This window comes from Ginsengibacter sp. (assembly GCF_057362405.1).
This window is the reverse complement of the sequence record NZ_JBMQQG010000152.1, coordinates 24,860-44,102: the sequence shown is the minus strand read 5'-3', so window position 1 is coordinate 44,102 and position 19,243 is coordinate 24,860. Positions and strand designations below refer to the sequence as shown.

At 37.4% G+C, this 19,243-nt stretch carries 16 protein-coding genes; 11 read left to right on the top strand and 5 right to left on the bottom strand.

Annotated features, from left to right (window positions below):
- Positions 1-1,719, top strand: a 1,719-nt coding sequence (gene mutL / locus ACO1O5_RS12595; protein WP_486270712.1) for a DNA mismatch repair endonuclease MutL, incomplete at its 5' end; no start/stop codon positions are given.
- A 75-nt stretch (positions 1,720-1,794) separates the two neighbouring features.
- Here mutL and ACO1O5_RS12590 read toward each other — a convergent pair.
- The 3 genes from ACO1O5_RS12590 to ACO1O5_RS12580 form a co-directional block, all read right to left on the bottom strand.
- Positions 1,795-2,262: an SRPBCC family protein gene (locus ACO1O5_RS12590; RefSeq protein ID WP_486270710.1), complete on the bottom strand. Its 468-nt coding sequence runs from the start codon at positions 2,260-2,262 to the stop codon at positions 1,795-1,797.
- A 145-nt stretch (positions 2,263-2,407) separates the two neighbouring features.
- On the bottom strand, positions 2,408-2,629 hold the full coding sequence (locus tag ACO1O5_RS12585; protein WP_486270708.1) for a DUF1905 domain-containing protein: 222 nt from the start codon (positions 2,627-2,629) through the stop codon (positions 2,408-2,410).
- Positions 2,630-3,001: 372 nt separating this feature from the next.
- Positions 3,002-4,345: a hypothetical protein gene (locus tag ACO1O5_RS12580; protein WP_486270707.1), complete on the bottom strand. Its 1,344-nt coding sequence runs from the start codon at positions 4,343-4,345 to the stop codon at positions 3,002-3,004.
- A gap of 197 nt (positions 4,346-4,542) precedes the next feature.
- Here ACO1O5_RS12580 and ACO1O5_RS12575 point away from each other — a divergent pair, with 197 nt between their 5' ends.
- From ACO1O5_RS12575 to ACO1O5_RS12530, 10 genes are all read left to right on the top strand, one after another.
- Positions 4,543-7,695 carry an ATP-dependent helicase gene (locus ACO1O5_RS12575; RefSeq protein WP_486270705.1) on the top strand — a complete coding sequence of 1,051 codons (3,153 nt, stop codon included), beginning with the start codon at positions 4,543-4,545 and terminating at the stop codon, positions 7,693-7,695.
- 65 nt (positions 7,696-7,760) lie between these two features.
- Positions 7,761-9,152 (top strand): Ig-like domain-containing protein, encoded by a 1,392-nt coding sequence (locus ACO1O5_RS12570; protein WP_486270703.1) that lies wholly within the window; start codon positions 7,761-7,763, stop codon positions 9,150-9,152.
- Positions 9,153-9,238: 86 nt separating this feature from the next.
- Positions 9,239-9,862: a recombination mediator RecR gene (recR, locus tag ACO1O5_RS12565; RefSeq protein WP_486270701.1), complete on the top strand. Its 624-nt coding sequence runs from the start codon at positions 9,239-9,241 to the stop codon at positions 9,860-9,862.
- Positions 9,863-9,972: 110 nt separating this feature from the next.
- Positions 9,973-11,067, top strand: a complete 1,095-nt coding sequence (pdxA, locus tag ACO1O5_RS12560) for a 4-hydroxythreonine-4-phosphate dehydrogenase PdxA (protein ID WP_486270699.1) — start codon at positions 9,973-9,975, stop codon at positions 11,065-11,067.
- Between the two features lie 216 nt (positions 11,068-11,283).
- Positions 11,284-12,417 (top strand): glycosyltransferase family 4 protein, encoded by a 1,134-nt coding sequence (locus tag ACO1O5_RS12555; protein WP_486270697.1) that lies wholly within the window; start codon positions 11,284-11,286, stop codon positions 12,415-12,417.
- 99 nt (positions 12,418-12,516) lie between these two features.
- Positions 12,517-13,080 (top strand): ribosome recycling factor, encoded by a 564-nt coding sequence (gene frr, locus ACO1O5_RS12550; RefSeq protein ID WP_486270695.1) that lies wholly within the window; start codon positions 12,517-12,519, stop codon positions 13,078-13,080.
- Positions 13,081-13,099: 19 nt separating this feature from the next.
- Positions 13,100-13,984, top strand: coding sequence for a sterol desaturase family protein (locus ACO1O5_RS12545; RefSeq protein ID WP_486270693.1), 885 nt, complete (start codon positions 13,100-13,102; stop codon positions 13,982-13,984).
- A gap of 181 nt (positions 13,985-14,165) precedes the next feature.
- Complete coding sequence (locus tag ACO1O5_RS12540) at positions 14,166-14,912, top strand: PPK2 family polyphosphate kinase (protein WP_486270691.1); 747 nt, start codon at positions 14,166-14,168, stop codon at positions 14,910-14,912.
- Between the two features lie 32 nt (positions 14,913-14,944).
- Positions 14,945-15,319 (top strand): large conductance mechanosensitive channel protein MscL, encoded by a 375-nt coding sequence (gene mscL, locus ACO1O5_RS12535; RefSeq protein ID WP_486270689.1) that lies wholly within the window; start codon positions 14,945-14,947, stop codon positions 15,317-15,319.
- A gap of 243 nt (positions 15,320-15,562) precedes the next feature.
- Positions 15,563-16,363 carry a segregation and condensation protein A gene (locus ACO1O5_RS12530; protein WP_486270687.1) on the top strand — a complete coding sequence of 267 codons (801 nt, stop codon included), beginning with the start codon at positions 15,563-15,565 and terminating at the stop codon, positions 16,361-16,363.
- 31 nt (positions 16,364-16,394) lie between these two features.
- Here the strand turns inward: ACO1O5_RS12530 and dxs are convergent, their stop codons facing one another.
- Both dxs and ACO1O5_RS12520 read right to left on the bottom strand, forming a co-directional pair.
- Positions 16,395-18,350: a 1-deoxy-D-xylulose-5-phosphate synthase gene (gene dxs, locus ACO1O5_RS12525; RefSeq protein WP_486270685.1), complete on the bottom strand. Its 1,956-nt coding sequence runs from the start codon at positions 18,348-18,350 to the stop codon at positions 16,395-16,397.
- A 150-nt stretch (positions 18,351-18,500) separates the two neighbouring features.
- Complete coding sequence (locus ACO1O5_RS12520) at positions 18,501-19,211, bottom strand: peptidoglycan DD-metalloendopeptidase family protein (protein ID WP_486270684.1); 711 nt, start codon at positions 19,209-19,211, stop codon at positions 18,501-18,503.
- Positions 19,212-19,243: the final 32 nt, after the last annotated feature.

Genomic DNA, 19,243 nt, shown 5'->3' with positions numbered 1-19,243 from the left:
GGCAAAGCTTTAATACAGGTAATTGATAACGGCAAAGGAATGAGCGAAACCGATGCGAGGATGAGCTTTGAACGCCACGCCACTTCCAAAATAAAAAATATTGATGATCTTTTTCATATTAAAACGATGGGGTTTCGTGGCGAAGCGCTGGCAAGTATTGCCGGTGTGGCCCAGGTGGAATTAAAAACGAAAAAGGCCGGGGAAACAGTTGGTACTTTCATCGAAATTGAAAACAGTGTTGTGATTACGCAGGAGCCGATAGCCACTCCTGACGGAACCAATATTGCGATGAAAAATTTGTTCTTTAATGTTCCGGCAAGAAGAAATTTTTTAAAAAGTAATGCGTCAGAGTTAAGACATATCGTTGATGAATTCATTCGTGTGGCGATGGCCTTTCCGACTATCTTTTTTTCACTTACGTCTAACGGCCAGGAAGTATTTCATTTGGAAAAGGGATCGTTAAAGCAAAGGATTATCCAAATATTGGGAAGTAGCTACAATGCTAACCTGGTGAGTGTGAGAGAGGAAACAGATTATTTAAATATATATGGTTTTGTCGGCAAACCGGAGACTGCGAAGAAAACAAGAGGCGATCAATATTTTTTTGTAAATAATCGTTTTATTAAAAGCGCTTATCTCAATCACGCTGTTATGAATGCCTTTGCGGATATGATTGGCAAAGAGACCTATCCGATGTATGCTTTGTTTATTGACCTGGATCCTTCCAGGCTCGATATAAATGTTCACCCAACCAAGCAGGAAATAAAATTTGAAGATGAGAAAATAATTTACGCTTTTGTTCAATCCGCAGTAAAACATTCTTTGGCGCAATACAGCGTAACGCCAACATTGGATTTTGATTTAGATGCGTCTATCCAACACACAGATGCCGTTAGTAAACCATTTACTGCCGAAAAACAAAACTCGGCAGCGGCTACCCATTTGTACCAAACATTTACGCAAAAAAACCAGGCGCATTTCATTAATAAAAAAAGTGATCTCGAGTATTGGGAAACCGTTTTTCCGGAAGTACAAAAAGCTATTCATGATAAAGCCGGCAATAATTTATCGACGCCCGTTCAACAAAAAGAGGAAAATAGCGCTCCATCATTTTCAAAAGAATGGCAAAAGCCAAAACTCAATAAGCGTCCGTCTTCAGAAGAATTTGTTCAGTTGCATAAAACATTAATTATTGCTGAAAATGAAAGTGGATTTATAGTAATTCACCAGCAAAATGCGCATGAACGAATTTTATATGAACGATTTGTAAATGCGCTGAAAGGTAAGCCCATAGCAATACAGAGAAGTCTTTTCCCGGTAACACTGGAGGTAACTCCTGCTGATGCGGTCTTAATAAATGAATTATTGCCCGACCTTAATCTATTAGGTTACCAGGTAGAACCATTTGGCAAAAATACTTTTGTAATACAAGGCTCACCGGCTGATGTAGCTGACGGCAATGAGAAAGCCGCACTGGAAAAAATGCTGGAACAATATAAGCACTTCAGCATGGACGTTAGTTTCAGCAAAAGAGAAAAATTATTGCGTTCAATGGCGTGGCAACAATCGGTAAAGGCAGGAACATTTCTTGATAAAAAGGAAATTACTTCCCTGGTTGAAGAATTATTTGCCTGTGAAATATACAATACAACTCCTAACGGCAAGCCGGTTTTTCTTGAGTTTAAGAAGGATGAATTGGATAAGATGTTTGGAAGATAGCCTCACCCCCACCCCCTCTCCGAAGGAGAGGGAACTAACTTGTTAAGTCTTCAATTATAGGGTTTATGTTTTTATTCAATTGCTTCCAAAAACTTTATCGGTAACGCCTTTCCGAAAATCAAATATTTTTTGCAGTTGCGATTTTACAATTAAAGAATTGGCGATATCTCCCAAAAACCAAAACGGAATTTTGTAATGAACGATGTCGGTCATTTCAACACCGCCTTCCACTTCTTTAAAATGATGCTGGTGATGCCAGAAAGAATAAGGGCCATAGCGCTGCTCATCTATAAAATATTTCAATGGCTCTATGTGAGTAATCTCAGTCATCCAGTACAAAGGAATACCCAATAAAGGTTTAACGGTATATTCTATTAACTCACCCGCATACATAGTGTCTCCATATTTTTCTGACAATATTTGAAAACCCAAATGTTGCGGCGTAATGGTTTTGAGGTTTTCGGGAGCTGAAAAAAATTGCCACACTTTTTCAATAGCTGCCGGAATAACCTGTACTTTTTTTAATTGATAAACTTTGCTCATAATAGTTGATACCGTCAATAACAAAGAAAAAAGGATTTGGTTGCGAGGAAACAAAATCCGTTGGCAATGCGATAGCAGAAATCCAATAGGTTCATTCTACTTTCCCCCTGAGATGAACACTTAATCATATCTCCTGCCTCTTTGTTTATAACATTTCACAGTTCGCTTTTACCCGCAACTTATGCGTGCCATTACCGAGCGCCATAAACGAACTTGAAAATGGATGTCCATCAATTGTACCACGAACTTTAACGAGGCCTTTTGTTTTAAAAAAATTTACGGAGTCCGGCCAAACAACGTAAGTCCAACCTCCTTTGCTATTACTCTTTTGCAGTTCTGCTTTGAAATGCTTGTTCAGTATACTCATACGAAATGCTTTGTATTGTCTTAAAAAATTGTATTGGCTGTCGAATCGTTGTTGCTAAGTTTAGCTTGATACAAAAGTAGAATGGTTAATAGAGAATCAAAGTGTGCGAAAACGACAAGTTAAGGGTGGTTTACGTAATTCTTCCAAAACATATAAGATGGAAAAGATATTTTCCGGCAAAAATTTAGACAATGGGTATTTACATTCGCAAAAAATGATTGCGAAGATGAGTGGGGACTGCTTTTGTAAAAGGCTAAAAATTTTCATGCAGGATGCAATTACCTTTACTTTTCTCAAGTGGTAATCTGCCATTTTTATTTATCTGAGATACAAATACGAAACACTAATTTAGTAATGAGTAGCAAAGGATATTTAATTTAAACCGGCAAATCCAGCCATGTTAAATAATTCGTTCCTTTCTTGAAAAGAGAGCCATATCAAAAATTCTTTATCAACAACATTAAGTCTCATATTAGTTTGATCGTAATCTAAAATATTTGGTGTGATACCTTTCTCGATTTGTAAAGCTGTTAGAGAGTTTAAAGCGGTCAATAAGTTGTTAAGATTTAAATTTCGGCCTTTCTCATGTTTTGCCATTAAGCAGTCTTTGATAGAATTAAAGGTTAATCCATTAATCAATTGGTCAGGTTCTGAAGAAAGTATAGGATACAGTAACCACTTATAATTTTCCATTTCTGAATTTTGGAATCCGTCCGAAAATTGAAGTATAAATGAGTTATATCTACCATTATGTTGACTAATAATATCTTTTACAATAGCACCGATGTGAATATTATTTTTTTCAATACTGAGAAAACCTTCGGTTTCAAACTGACCACTACCTATATAGAAATTATCAGAGAGAGTTTTAGTGATGTTATAATGCAAACATATCCTGTAACAAGTTTCTTGTACAATGTACACATTATCGTATGATTGTTCAAGTATTGCTTCGGTTATCTTTTCATTTAGAGTAAAATTTAATAACCTTTCTCCACCCGAAATCACCTTTCTTAAATCCTCAGGGGTCCAGAGTTCCGCATCGATTGATATCACTCGTCCTGCTAAATCGCCGCATAGGGCAATAAGTCTATTTTTTTCGAGCCAGACGCCAACAACAACAAAAATGTAATCTGAACATTCATAGAAAGTTTTTAATGCAAACGCAAATTCTCTCTGTGTCTTTGCACTTAGATAATGAAAGTCATCAAGAACAATATATTTTCTAAAATTAATCGACTGTAAAGCTCTAATTACATCATTAGTATCTTCTAAGTCTAGTTCTAAAGAATTTTTGATGGTCTGATTTTCAATACTTCCTTCCAACCCAGTTTCAGCGTTCAATTTTGCAAACAAATTTATCCCGAATGTCGCATTCGCTTTAGCTTTCCCTGTAATGGTTTTGTTATGACTACTTACAATTTCAAATCCCGCAGTTTTAAGAATGAGTTGATTTAAATTAGCAATATCTATATGATTTGAACAATGAACTGTTATGAAGCTATATTGATCCAAATTTTTCTTTCTCAAGCACGTTTTTCCCTGTTTTGAGCTTCCGTAAATAACTATATGTTGCTTTCGTTTTAAACACTCCTTTAATTGATTGTCCACGTGATTTCTTTCTACATAATTTAAAGGAACATTACGTGATATTCCAAAAACCTCGTCAAGATTATGGCTGTGCATATTTAAAAATAAATCATTTGCCTTATTCATTTATAAAAAATGCCGCTTCAATGTATGCTTTAGTCTTCCATTTACTGACAAATATCCTTTGATATAATGTGGTAACTCTTCACTTCTACAGTAGCGCTGGCAAACATGTGATTGTCAAAATGAGTAAATTAAATCATAATAATTTTCGGGGAATTGTCAAAACAATTAGAATTTCCTGCTTATAGTATCTTTACACCATGCCCCGCAATAACTATCAATTAGAAAAATTCAACAAAGAATACAACCGCCTCAATCCACAGCAAAAGAAAGCTGTTGATACAATTGAAGGGCCGGTAATGGTTATTGCAGGGCCGGGCACAGGGAAAACACAAATTCTTTCTGCACGCATTGGAAAAATATTGCTGGATACCGACACGCAACCTCAAAATATTCTTTGCTTAACCTATACGGATGCAGGCGTAATTGCCATGCGCAGGCGCATTTTGGACTTTATCGGTGCTGATGCATACAAAGTAAACATCTACACGTTCCATGCTTTTTGTAATGATGTGATTCAGGATAATCTCGGACTGTTTGAGAAAACAGCACTTGATCCTGTTTCTGATTTGCAGCGGATAGATTTATTTAAACAACTCATCGATTCATTCCCGAAAAATCATCCGCTGAAACGGTATCGTGGCGATGTGTATTACGAGATCAATAACCTGCAATCTTTATTCAGTACCATGAAGCGGGAAGGATGGTCGCCGGAATTTATCAATGAAAGAATTGACGCCTACGTTTCGTCTTTGCGTGACCGTGAGGAATACATTGCCAAACGGGCCACGAAGGATTTTAAGAAAGGTGATGTGCGAATTGATAAGATTGAAGAAGAAGTGGAAAGGATGGAAAGATTGCGGGCCGCGGTAAATGAATTTACCAATTTCCAGCAACTCATGCGCAAAAACAACTTGTATGATTTTGACGACATGATCAACTGGGTAATAAAAGCATTTGAAGAAAATCCAAACTTGTTACTGCGTTACCAGGAACAGTTCTTATACATTTTGGTGGATGAATACCAGGATACCAGCGGTACGCAAAACCGTTTGGTGGAACTGCTCATTAACTATTGGGATAAACCGAATGTATTTGTTGTGGGCGATGACGACCAGAGCATTTACCGTTTCCAGGGAGCGAATGTGGAGAACATGCTCGGCTTTGCCAACAGCTATAAAAATGATTTACTAACGGTAGTGCTTACCAGCAATTATCGTTCTGTGCAACCGATACTGGATGTTTCGAAAACCATTATCGATAAAAATAATGACCGGTTAATAAACCAAATGGATGGGTTAACAAAAGAGTTGCTTTCGTCCAATGATAAAATAAAACATCTTACCCATAAGCCCATCATTCAACAATATGAAACGCAGCGCCAGGAAATGGTTGGCATTACACAGCAGGTTGAAAGAATTTTGGCCGAAGGCATTGAACCAAAAAAGATCGGCATCATCTACAAGGAAAACAAATATGGCGAAGAACTTGCGCAATATTTAAAACTGAAAAAAATACCGTACTACAGTAAACGCAGTTTGAATATCCTCAACATTCCTTTTGCCAAAAAGATCATTTCCATTTTAAGATATCTTTCGTTCGAACATGATATCCCTTACAGCGGAGACGAGTTGTTATTCGAAATTTTGCACTACGACTGGTTCACAATTCCGCCGATAGAAATTGCAAGGGTAAGCATTGAAGTAGCAGATAAACAATTCACGAAGGAAAAAACTTCAATTAGAAAGTTACTGTACGAACGGAGCAAACAGCCGGTTCGCGATTTGTTTACACAAGGCATGAACGAGGGTTTGAAGAAAGCGAGTGAAGCCATCGAAAGCCTGATTGCAACAGTGCCGAACGTAACCTTACAAGGTTTGTTTGAATGTATTATTCGTGAAGCGCGCGTGGTGAGTTACATCATGAAAAATGATGAAAAAATTTGGTTGTTACAGGTGCTTACAGGTTTGTTTGATTTTATAAAGACAGAAACACATCGCAATCCCAATCTTGACCTGAAACAATTGATGAAAGTATTTGACCTGATGCAAAGTGAAGGTTTGTCACTTCCGTTAGTTGAAGTAAGCGGCAGTGATAAAGGAGTGAACCTGCTAACGGCACACGGTTCCAAAGGACTCGAGTTTGAATATGTTTTCTTCGCCGGATGTAATGCCAGTTTCTGGGAAAAGAAACGTAAGCCATTCGGAGGTTATAAATTTCCGGATAATATCTTCAATTCCGTTACAACCAGCGATGAGGCTGCAGATGAAGAATTGCGCAGGTTATTTTATGTAGGGCTTACCCGTGCTGAACAAAATTTAAATATCTCTTATTGTTCGTACAAGGATGATGGAAAAGAACTGGAACCATCTATGTTTATTGCGGAGATATTAGACAATCATGAACTGCAAACAGAAAAAATTTTTATTGATGATGCCACGCAGGCAGAGTTCCAAATATTGCAATTACAAAATGATCATCAGCCTGAGATAGAAAAAATTGAAGAAGTATACATTACAAGCTTATTGGAAAGATTCGTAATGAATGTAACGGCGTTGAACAATTATTTAAAATGCCCATTGGAATTTTATTTTAAAAATCTCATCCGTATTCCTTCGCCAAAAAATGAAGCAACTGAATTTGGTTCTTCAGTGCATTATGCATTGGAGCAATTGTTCAAGAAAATGCAGAACGATAAAAATGTTTTTCCACCCAAAGAAGAATTCATTACAGACTTTAACTGGTATATGCATCGCCATCGTGAAAGCTTTACGAAAGAACAATTTGCCAGAAGATTGGAATATGGTGAAGAGGTTTTATCAAATTACTATGATAAATATTTACATAGCTGGAACAAGATTGTTGCTCTTGAAAGAAGCATAAAAAATGTTGTAGTGAATGGCGTTCCGCTAAAAGGTAAATTAGATAAACTTGAATTCACCGGTAAAGAGGTAAACGTAGTAGATTACAAAACCGGCGACGTTGATAAAGCAAAAGATAAACTGAAACCGCCGCAGGAAAAGATACCTAACGGTGGCGACTATTGGCGGCAGGCGGTGTTTTATAAAATATTACTGGATAATCATAACCGCGACTGGATAGCGGTGAGCAGCGAATTTGATTTCATTGAGCCAGACAAAAAGAAGAATTACCGTAAAGAAAAAATCTATATCAACCCGGAAGATATTACCACCGTTAAACAACAAATAAAAACCGTATGGGATAAAATTCAGCAGCGCGATTTTTATACGGGCTGTGGCAAACCCGATTGCCACTGGTGTGAGTTTGTAAAAACCAACAACATGGCCGTTGCTTTGCACGAAGTAATTGAAGAGCCTGAAGAAGAGATTTAGAATTATTTTAGGAGGCCGAAAAGGCTTTATCACCCGAAAGCAATTATGTTTGCTTTTTTTCCAAAATGAATTACAAGAATCTTTTAATTATTGTTGTTGCCTGCTGCGCCGTTTACACAATTTCAATCATCGGAAGCAGTTGTGCGCAAATACGCGCTCCCACTGGTGGTCCAAGAGATTCTATTCCGCCAAAGCTTTTAAACGCCAACCCGCCAAACAGAACTACAAATTTTAAAGGCAATCGCATCACGCTCACTTATGATGAGTATGTACAGATTCAAAAATTACAGGAGAATTTACTGGTATCTCCTACTCCTAAAATTATTCCTAACATCGATTATAAATTAAAAACGGTTACTATCAAAATACGTGATACGTTAGAACCCAATACTACTTATCGTTTCGACATGGGAAATGCCATACAGGATATTAATGAAGGCAACCCCGTCAAAAATTTTTCGTTCATCTTTTCCACGGGCCCCTACATTGACTCACTGGAATTTTCCGGAAATGTTCGATTAGCAGAAACAGGAAAAACGGATTCCACATTATTAGTATTCTTATATAAAGACCTGGACGATTCTGCCGTAATAAAGCATAAGCCAAAGTATATAACAAGACTGGATAGTTCAGGCAATTTTACATTTCATAACTTACCTGGTGGCATCTACAATGTTTATGCATTAAAGGATGAGAGCGGACAAAAAGTTTATAATCATGATGATGAATTGTTTGCTTTTGCAGATAGTTCAGTTACGGTAAGTGATAGCACGAAGCACATACAATTATTTGCTTACGCCCAGGAAAAACCAAAGCAAAAAAATTCTTCGTCCAGGGCAGCCTCTAAAGAAAAGAAATTAAGATATACCTCATCAATTGAGAATGGACGACAGGATTTACTCACGCCCCTTTCAATAGAATTTAACCGTAAACTCAAAGATTTTGACAGCCTTAAAATTCAGTTGACCGATACACTTTATAACCCGATTGCCGCAGCGATTGTAAGCATAGATACAACCGCCACGAAAATAACTGTTGCAGACAAGTGGGCGGATAATACAGATTACAGGCTGATTATTCCAAAAGATTTTGCTACTGATACTTCTGGTGTCGCGTTATTAAAATCTGACACAATTCATTTTCAAACAAAGAAAGAGAACGACTACGGGACGATCACCATTAATTTTAAAAATCTTGAAAAATTTAAAAACCCGGTTTTGCAGTTTGTATCAAATAACGAAGTGGTCAATTCCTATCCTCTAACTTCAGCGAAATGGAGTGCGAAACTTTTTAAACCCGGCTCCTATGAAATAAGGATCCTGGAAGATGATAACAAAAATGGAATTTGGGATCCGGGCAATTATCAATTAAAAAAACAGCCGGAAAAAGCTTTTGCCGTAAAACAAAAAATAGATATTCGCCAGGATTGGGAGAATGAAAAGGATATTGTTTTATAATTTGCTAATCGCTAATATGCAATAGGCAATGAGCGAAAGGACGAGACAGACAACCGACATCGCACATCGTACCTTATATTTGTAACATGATTTTTTCTTCTACACTTTTAGAAAATGCCGTAAACGAATTTGCGAAACTGCCGGGCATCGGTAAAAAAACTGCGTTGCGGTTAGTGCTTCATTTGCTAAAAAAAAATGTTGAAGACGTAACAAGTTTCAGCGAAGCAATTGTAAAAATGAGGGAAGAAATTAATTTCTGTACCCGCTGTCATAATATCTCCGATAAGCAACTTTGTAATATCTGCTCAGACCGTGCCCGCAGGCAGCATATGATTTGCGTTGTGGAAAGCATTCGTGATGTAATAGCCATTGAAAGTACGCAACAATATAATGGGCTTTATCATGTTTTGGGAGGGGTCATTTCTCCTTTGGATGGCATTGGACCCGATCAGCTCCAGGTAGACTCACTTATAAAAAGAGTGGATGATGAAAATACTGAAGAACTTATTTTTGCTTTGAGCCCCAATATCCAGGGAGACACCACCATATTTTACATCAGTAAAAAAATAAAAAAACAACCCTTAAAAATTACCACCATCGCCCGTGGAATTGCTTTTGGCGGCGAGCTTGAATATGCTGATGAAATGACATTGGCCCGCAGCATTTCCAACCGCATACCAGTAGAAAATTATGTTGGTAATAAATTATAGCTAATAATAAAGTCTTGTAATATTTTGAAGGGCCGATGATTAAACAAACACTATTATTGCCATCAAACTTTTAATTACTAAATTGCAGCAATGCATTTCAATCTAATAATTTGAGTACTAACTTATCAGAAAATAAACCTGTAATTGGGTTTACCTGCGGCGACCTCAATGGTATTGGCACCGAATTAATCTTAAAATCACTTTCGGACAACCGGTTTCTGGACTATTGTACACCAGTTGTTTTTGCCAGTAATAAAGTGATTAATTTCTACAGGAAAAGCATTGCTGAAATGAACTTTAGCTTTGCCAGCGTAAAAGATTTTTACAAATTAAATCCCCGCCAGGTAAATGTCTTTAATTGTTGGGAAGAAGAAGTTGCGATTAACCCGGGAACTCTTAGTAGTGCAGCCGGACAATATGCAGTAAAAAGTTTGCAGGCAGCTGCCAGTGCTTTAAAAGATGGCAAAATTAATGCGCTTGTTACGGCACCTCTTCATAAAAAAAATGTACAAGGATCTGATTTTACCTACACCGGCCACACTCCTTTTCTCAAAGATTTTTTTGGCGTGAACGATGTATTAATGTTACTCACTGCTGAGAATTTAAAAATCGGTTTGGTTACCGAGCATCTCCCCGTAAAAGAAATTGCTGCGCATATTACCAAAGAGGCTATTATAAGTAAACTAATGATTCTGCATGCTTCTCTAAAAAAAGATTTTAACATAGAAAGGCCAAAGATCGCGGTGCTGGCTTTAAATCCACATGCGGGGGATGAAGGCTTAATTGGTACCGAGGAAGAAGAAATTATAAGGCCTGCTATTAAGGAAGCCAAGCAACGAAATATGCTGGTAATGGGACCCTTCAGCGCCGATGCATTTTTTGCCAGGGCACAATACAATAGGTTTGATGCTGTGCTGGCAATGTACCACGACCAGGGCCTGATTCCCTTTAAATCCCTTGCTTTTGGAGAAGGAGTAAATTATACAGCCGGATTACCGGGGATTCGCACGAGTCCCGACCATGGAACTGCTTTTGATATTGCAGGAAAAGATAGAGCAGATCCTTCCTCATTTCGGGCAGCAATTTTTAGCTGCATTGACATTTTGAATAACCAAAAAATGTATGAGGAAAACCGGAAAAATCCTATAAACAGGATGAGCGCAAATATTGTAGTGGGAGCGGTCGATGAAAAATTAAGCGAATGAAACATCTTTTAAATTTCTGACAATTATGTAATAAGTAGGTAGTTATAGCCGTTATAATATTCACATAGCGATTTGCAGAGAAATAGAGATCATTTTGAACTTATTTTTTTATATAAATCTGGTACTTAAGATTAGGTATATAATTTTAGGATAATATAGTTTTACTTCAAACTAAATTATACTTTTGTAGCAGAATGCTTATTTTAAAATTGCGGCATGGATAATATCTTACTAAGCGGGGGATTGGCGTTTTTAATTACGTTTTTTTCGATACCCGTAATCATTGAAGTCGCCAAAGATAAAAAGCTCTTCGACGAACCTGATGAAAGAAAAGTGCATAAAGCGGTTATCCCCACCTTGGGCGGCCTTGGAATTTTTGCCGGTTTTATTGTTGCTTCGTTATTAGGTGTCCCTTCTTCAGTTCCACCTGTTTTCCAATATTTTGTTGCCGCCATTATGGTTATATTTTTCCTTGGAATAAAAGATGATATTTTAATACTTTCTGCGTCTAAAAAATTCATTGGCCAACTCGTAGCAGCAGCCATCGTCATTAAATTTGGAGGTATCCAAATTAACAATATGCACGGCTTTTTAGGCTTGTATACAATACCTCATACCGCAAGCATTTTGCTCACCCTGTTTACAATTGTTGTTATTACCAATTCATTTAATCTTATCGATGGAGTAGATGGACTTGCCGGTAGTCTCGGACTATTAACGTCGTCAATTTTTGGGGCCTACTTCCTGGCAACATCCCAATTAATGTATGCAGTAATGGCCTTTTCGCTCGTGGGCAGCCTGATCGGTTTTTTAATCTATAATTTTTCCCCTGCAAAAATTTTCATGGGCGATACCGGCTCTTTATTAATAGGTCTTTTAAATTCTGTGTTTGTAATAAAATTCATAGCGATTGCTGCAGATCCATCTTTTGGCTTGCCCGTGCAATCAGCGCCTGCCATTGGTTTTGCAATTTTGATCGTTCCTCTTTTTGACACTTTGAGAGTTGTAACCATTCGCATTATAAGCCGCAGATCACCTTTTAGCCCAGACAGAAATCACATTCACCATTTTTTACTCGACCTCGGCTATAGCCACCGCATGATTACAATAACCTGTATTCTAGGCAATATTGCTTTTATAACTTTAGCCTATTTACTTCGCTTTACAGGCACTACGATGGTGATTCTTGCGCTGTCCGGGGTGTCCTTAACTATTGTAAGTATTGTTTATTACAGCCGGCCAAAAACGAAGGCCAAGCCAATTACTCTGCCTGGCCATAGCCAAAAAGATTCTATTCTCAAATCTCACAAAATCCTTACTCTTGCGGGAGAAACTGTTGAGCAGAATTAAGCCCCATTAACTTTTTTATCGATCTGATTTTATTAAATTTGTGCACTTTTTATGCATCGCCATTTAGGTGCCATATTTTTATTCTTAAACTATAAATAAATGTCAGACGAATTAGCAGGAATATTAGACGATAGCAGAATATCGATGAAAAAGGCGATAGATCATTTTGAATCTGAACTGGTAAAAATAAGAGCGGGGAAAGCGAGTCCCAATATGCTGGATGGAATTGTGGTTGATTATTATGGCAACCCAACCCCGATTGGGCAGGTTGGCAATTTAAGTGTTATGGATGCAAGAACCCTTACTATTCAACCGTGGGAAAAAAATATGCTTCAACCAATAGAGCGGGCTATTATAGCAGCTAATATTGGAATTAATCCTCAAAATGATGGCAATATGATTCGATTATTTCTACCGCCGCTTACGGAGGAAAGGAGAAAAGAGCTGGTAAAAAGGAGCAATGTTGAAGGGGAGCATGCCAAGATTGCTGTCAGAAATATCCGCAGAGATTCCATTGAACAAATCAAAAAATTGCAGAAGGACGGACTTAGCGAAGACGCTGCAAAAGATGGAGAAAGTGATGTGCAGGAAATAACCAATAATTATATTTCTTTAGTAGATAAGCATCTTGAGGCTAAAGAAAAAGAAATTATGGCTGTATAAATTATTTTGAATTTATATTTTGAAAGAACAATTACTAATATTAATAACTACTCCATTATATGTTATTGTAATTGGTGCGGAGATGATACTGAGCCATATTCATGTAAAAAAGTATTATTCACTTAAGGATACTTTCATCAATATTTATCTATGCCTTCTCAACGGTGGCATTGATCTTTTATTCAGGGCCGTCTACATATTTATTTTACTGTCAATTTACCGGTTTCATTTTGTTGATTTTTCGTCTAGCCCCTATCTGTATTGGCCGGCACTTTTTATTTTAGAGGACCTGGCGTTTTATATAGAACACAGGGTTGATCATTATTGCCGCTTCTTTTGGGCGGTGCATGTTACGCATCATTCATCAGAAGAATTTAATTTAACCACCGGCTTCCGTTCATCAGTCCTGCAGCCGTTGTATAGGTTCATCTATTTTTTACCGCTGGTTTTGTTAGGCTTTAAGCCTATTGATATTGTATTTATGTATTCGCTTACACAGATATATGGCATTCTGGTACATACACAGTACATCAATAAAATGCCTCACTGGTTTGAAACAGTCTTTGTAAGCCCTTCGCACCACAGGGTTCACCATGCAAGCAATATCCGGTACCTCGACAGGAACATGGGAATGGTATTAATAATCTGGGATAGAATGTTTGGTACTTTTCAGGATGAAGTAGCGGAAGATCCAGTAAGATATGGACTAACCAAACAGTTGCAAAATCCTCACCATCTCACTAAAATTATTTTTCACGAATGGCAGGATATTGGAACCGATCTGAAAAAGAAATTGCCAATTTATGTAAAAATAAAATACCTGGTAATGCCGCCCGGCTGGAGTCACGATGGAAGTACAAAAACTGCGAAACAACTAAGAAAAGAATTACTTCATTCAAAGTAATTCCTGTTTTCATTGCTAAAAGGATTCAAAAAGATTCTCCAATAAATTTTGCCTGATAAGATAGTTCAGGGGCTTCAAAAAGTTTTTAAATCTTATAAACTGAGAAAACATTTTATATGTAAAATTTTTGCTATTTTAAATTATTATTTCAAAGAATTTCATTTCTGTATAATAGAATATAATGAGCCATATAAATCTTAAAGAAATAAGTACCCGGGCAGGAAAAGAATTTGATAAATCAGAGACAAAAGATAAAACTCTAAAAATACTTACAGAATTAGACGACTTACAAAATCTTTTATTTGCAGAAAATAAGCATTCAATATTAGTCGTGATACAAGGTATGGATGCCAGTGGCAAAGATGGTGTAATTAGAAATGTGTTTACATCAATGAATCCGCAGGGTGTTAATGTAAAAAGTTTCAAGGCACCCACTCCTGAAGAATTAAGCCATGATTTTTTGTGGCGAATTCATTCTCACGCTCCCGCCAAAGGAATGATACAGATTTTTAACCGCAGCCATTATGAAGACATTTTAATTACGAGGGTACATAAGTGGTGTGATGATAAAACCGCTAAAAAAAGAATGAAAGCAATCAACGAATGGGAGGATTTATTATCAAAACACAACAGTACCAGCATACTGAAATTTTACCTTCACGTATCGCCGGAAGAGCAGCAGCAAAGACTTTCGGACAGAATAAAAGATCCGTCAAAAATGTGGAAGTACAATGCCAATGATTTTGAGGAAGCAAAGCTTTGGGATATTTATATGCAGATGTATGAAGATTGTTTTGAAAATTGTAGTGAAATTCCATGGACGATTGTTCCCAGCGACCAAAACTGGTATAAAGAATATATTATCGCCTCAACACTGAGGGATACATTAGAAGGACTAAAAATGCAATATCCCGGTCTTAAAAAATAGTATCAACTTTCATAACCATAAAATCAAACAACATGAGTTTTATTAAAGATTTCAAGGCCTTCGCCATGAAAGGCAATGTAATGGACCTGGCCGTTGCCGTAATTATTGGCGCCGCTTTTGGTGCTATTGTATCGTCCCTGGTGACTGATATTATTACCCCTTTACTACTTACTCCCTTATTGGATAAAGCAGGTCTCAAGGACATCGCCGAATTGAAATGGGGAGCAGTAACTTACGGAAAATTTTTGGCGGCGGTGATCAACTTCATTGTCATAGCACTTGTAATATTTATGTTGATTAAGTCCCTGTCTTCACTTCAAAAGAAAAAAGACGAAGCACCTCCAGCAGGACCATCTTCTACAGACAAGCTCTTAATGGAAATTAGAGATGAATTAAAGAAATCGTAAAAAGAAATTTAGATAGATACCTTATCAAAAAATATCAGGCAATAAAACTGCTTGATATTTTTTTCATTATTCGTATCGAGCAATTCAATTCACTTTTCGAAAAGAATAATTACAGTCATCGGCGGCTGGTTACTTCGTTTGTTTATTATTGAGCCAGCACAGGCCTAACTACCTTTGAAAAGAAAGGAGACAAGACGCACAATTAATTTTAAAGTATTTTTGTCTACCATTCGAATAAAGTAAATGAATACAGAAATATACCAAATTAAGCTACCCCAATTTGAAGGCCCCTTTGACCTGCTGCTATTTTTTATTGAAAGGGATGAACTGGATATTTATAATATTCCTATAACAAAAATTACGAACGAATTCTTCGCTTACATTCACAAAAGCGAATCGCTTAATATTGAGTTAAGCAGCGAATTTATTTTGTTTATCAGTACGCTGATGCGGATCAAAGCAAAGATGCTTTTGCCCAGGAAAGAAGTGGATGCAGAAGGAAATGAAATAGATCCGAGGCAGGAACTGGTGGATAAAATTCTGGAATATAAAAGATTTAAAGAGGCCGCAAATAAGATGAGTGAACTGGAAGCATTGCGCATGTTAATGGTGAAACGGGGAAATATTCAGGAGGAGCTTTCTAAAATTGGCGAAGAATCAGGTGAGGGAACAGAAATTCAGGCTGTTTCTTTATTTAAGCTGATGAAAGCTTTTGAAAGAGTTGCCAGTCGTCTTCATGAGAAGAGACACCAGCCGGTACATACCGTTGTACAATATAATTACACAATGGAAGGCAGCAGAAAATATATGCTTGACCTCGTGAAGAAAGAAAGAACCATTTCTTTCGAAAAGATATTTGATATTTCAGAAAACCGGATTCATGCCATATTTCTATTCCTCAATATGCTGGAACTGATTCAGCAGAAATATCTGTTTATAATTATGGGAGAAGGCGTCAATAATTTCATTATTGAATATAACAATGAACGAGTGGAAGAAGCTACCGTAGCAGAACTGCCATTCGTAGACCCGCTTCAGAATTAATGTGATAGCCGATATCTTAAGGCAAGTGCTTTTAACCTGCAATAAGTTTATTTACCTCTATTTTAGCCATATCCCGTATCGCTTCTGCAATATTATTTGCGTCTATCCCTATCTCGTTATATAACTCTTTAGGTGTGCCATGTTCAACAATCGCGTCTGGAATTCCTAAAATCTTTACGGATGCATTATAATTATTTTCGGCCATGAACTCCAGGATTGCAGAGCCAAAGCCGCCTTTCACCGTCCCATCTTCAACGGTAATTATTTTTGAATATTTCGTAAAAACTTCATGAAGTATTTTCTCATCCAGGGGTTTTACAAAACGCATGTCGTAGTGTGCCGGATTAATACCTTCACGCATTACATCTCTTATTGCGGCAGCCGCAAAATTTCCCGGATGCCCAAAAGAAAGAATCGCTATTTCTTCACCGTCTTTTAATTTTCTTCCGGTGCCAATTTTAATTTCTTTCATTTCAGTCTTCCATTCGGCCTTTACAGCTTCTCCGCGTGGGTAACGAATTACAAATGGATTTTTTATTTTTTCCAGTTGTGACGTATACATCAAATCACGTAATTCACTTTCATTCATTGGGGCACTTACAATCATATTGGGTATGCAACGCATATAGGCTATATCATAAGCACCATGATGTGTTGGGCCATCTTCACCAACAAGCCCTGCCCTGTCAAGGCAAAACACAACCGGTAAATTTTGTATGGCCACGTCGTGCACTACCTGGTCGTAGGCCCGCTGCATAAACGAAGAATAAATATTGCAAAAAACTTTCATTCCCTGTGTTGCCAACCCGGCACTTAAGGTAACCGCATGTTGCTCGCAGATGCCAACATCGAAAGCACGATTCGGCATTTTCTCCATCATATATTTTAATGAACTTCCGCTGGGCATTGCCGGTGTAACACCCATAATTTTGTCATTTACTTCCGCCAATTCAATGATAGTATGTCCAAAAACATCCTGGTATTTTGGAGGCTGGGGAAGGTCAAATTTTTTCTTATAAATTTCACCGGTTATCTTATCAAACAATCCCGGTGCATGCCATTTCGTTTGATCCTTTTCGGCTAATTCGTATCCCTTTCCTTTCACGGTTCTGATATGCAACAATTTCGGCCCGGGGATATCTTTAATATCTTTTAAAGTATCAACCAATTTTGTAATGTTGTGTCCATCAATTGGCCCGAAGTAACGTAAATTAAGCGCTTCAAAAAGATTACTGCTATTACTTAAAATTCCTTTTAAGCCGGCTTCCATCTTTGAAACTATTTTACGTGATAAAGTTTTAGCCGGAAGTTTTCCCAGCGCTTTCCAAAAATCGTCGCGAAGTTTATTATAAGAATGAGAAGTAGTGATATCGGTAAGATATTCTTTTAAAGCACCTACATTGGGATCAATGCTCATGCAGTTATCGTTCAAAATAACGAGGAGATTGCTTTTTTCAATTCCGGCGTGATTCAATGCCTCAAACGCCATTCCTGCGGTCATCGCGCCATCACCAATAATTGCGACATGCTGCCTGTCTGTTTCGCCTTTATAATGCGAAGCCATTGCCATACCAAGAGCGGCTGAAATGGAGGTAGATGAATGGCCAACGCCGAAAGCATCATATTCACTTTCGGTTCTCTTCGGAAAACCACTTAATCCTTTATATTTCCTGTTTGTTTTAAAATTATCCTTGCGCCCGGTAAGTATTTTGTGACCATACGCCTGGTGGCCAACATCCCAAACTAATTGATCATAGGGCGTGTTAAAAATATAATGCAGTGCAACTGTAAGTTCTACCACTCCCAGGCTTGCCCCGAAATGGCCGCCATGTACACTGACGATATCAACAATATATTGGCGCAATTCATCACATACTTCATGCAATTGCTCCCTGCTGAGTTTTTTCAAATCGGCCGGGCTATTGATGTCTTGTAATAATTTGCCTGGTTTTATTTCCATTTCCATCTCAGATTTTTTGCGTTGCAAAGTTATGTTTTTGATTTGTTATGGTAATTAAACAGTTTTTGAGCGTATTAGTTTGAAAAGCTTTCAATACGTTATCATTTATATACGGAAAAAATGGAGAAATAGTATGTAGATAGCAGCAGACTGTGAATTATGGGAAAAAATAGATAACTAATCTATCAAATTTAAAATCAAATTCGGGTCAGGGCAATTCGATAAATACTTATCACGCTCGCTAACTTTACAAACGCCTGGGTAATCTCCACTATAGTTGCCAATATTTTTAATTACCTGGAAGTGCAGGTGGGGTGGCCAATGACCATTTTCGTCAATCGATCCAAAGTGTGCAAACTCCTGTCCTTTTTTAATAAAATCGCCTTCATTGATGTTTTCTAAATCTGCAAGAGATAAATGCCCGTAAAGTGTATAAAAAGAAATTCCGTCAAATTGATGTGATAATATTATAGTTGGCCCATAATCGCCAAAGTTGTTATTGTTTGCAAAGCTGTGTATTGTTCCATCGAACGGCGCAAATATCGCGGTTCCTTCTTTTCCTGAGATATCTACGCCAATATGTAATCTTCTTGGTTCGTCATCAGCCTCATTTTTATTAATGTCATTATTAAAGAGAGGGCTTCTGCTGTAAACAGCTCTTAATTCATTATAGCCACCGATGCCAAACTTTGCGTTTGCGTTTTGCAATAATTCATTAGTGTATTTACAAAGCGATGCTGTATCAGAAACATCAATTTCCTGTAATGCTGTATTACTCCCGGAGAAATCAATACTCAACAACTTGTCTGTCGTGGGATCAAACTGTACAACGGGATGAAAATGCTTTTGGTTAATTTTTAACCATTCATGTAAATTATTGTTATTCAAATCCAGTGGTAGCGTTTATTTAATAAATTGCA

Bases quoted from the DNA above. Each gene is read 5' to 3' on its own strand.
- ACO1O5_RS12590 (WP_486270710.1), bottom strand. From the start codon at position 2,262: ATGAGCAAAGTTTATCAATTAAAAAAAGTACAGGTTATTCCGGCAGCT.
- ACO1O5_RS12585 (WP_486270708.1), bottom strand. From the start codon at position 2,629: ATGAGTATACTGAACAAGCATTTCAAAGCAGAACTGCAAAAGAGTAAT.
- ACO1O5_RS12580 (WP_486270707.1), bottom strand. From the start codon at position 4,345: ATGAATAAGGCAAATGATTTATTTTTAAATATGCACAGCCATAATCTT.
- ACO1O5_RS12575 (WP_486270705.1), top strand. From the start codon at position 4,543: ATGCCCCGCAATAACTATCAATTAGAAAAATTCAACAAAGAATACAAC.
- ACO1O5_RS12570 (WP_486270703.1), top strand. From the start codon at position 7,761: ATGAATTACAAGAATCTTTTAATTATTGTTGTTGCCTGCTGCGCCGTT.
- recR (WP_486270701.1), top strand. From the start codon at position 9,239: ATGATTTTTTCTTCTACACTTTTAGAAAATGCCGTAAACGAATTTGCG.
- ACO1O5_RS12555 (WP_486270697.1), top strand. From the start codon at position 11,284: ATGGATAATATCTTACTAAGCGGGGGATTGGCGTTTTTAATTACGTTT.
- frr (WP_486270695.1), top strand. From the start codon at position 12,517: ATGTCAGACGAATTAGCAGGAATATTAGACGATAGCAGAATATCGATG.
- ACO1O5_RS12540 (WP_486270691.1), top strand. From the start codon at position 14,166: ATGAGCCATATAAATCTTAAAGAAATAAGTACCCGGGCAGGAAAAGAA.
- mscL (WP_486270689.1), top strand. From the start codon at position 14,945: ATGAGTTTTATTAAAGATTTCAAGGCCTTCGCCATGAAAGGCAATGTA.
- ACO1O5_RS12530 (WP_486270687.1), top strand. From the start codon at position 15,563: ATGAATACAGAAATATACCAAATTAAGCTACCCCAATTTGAAGGCCCC.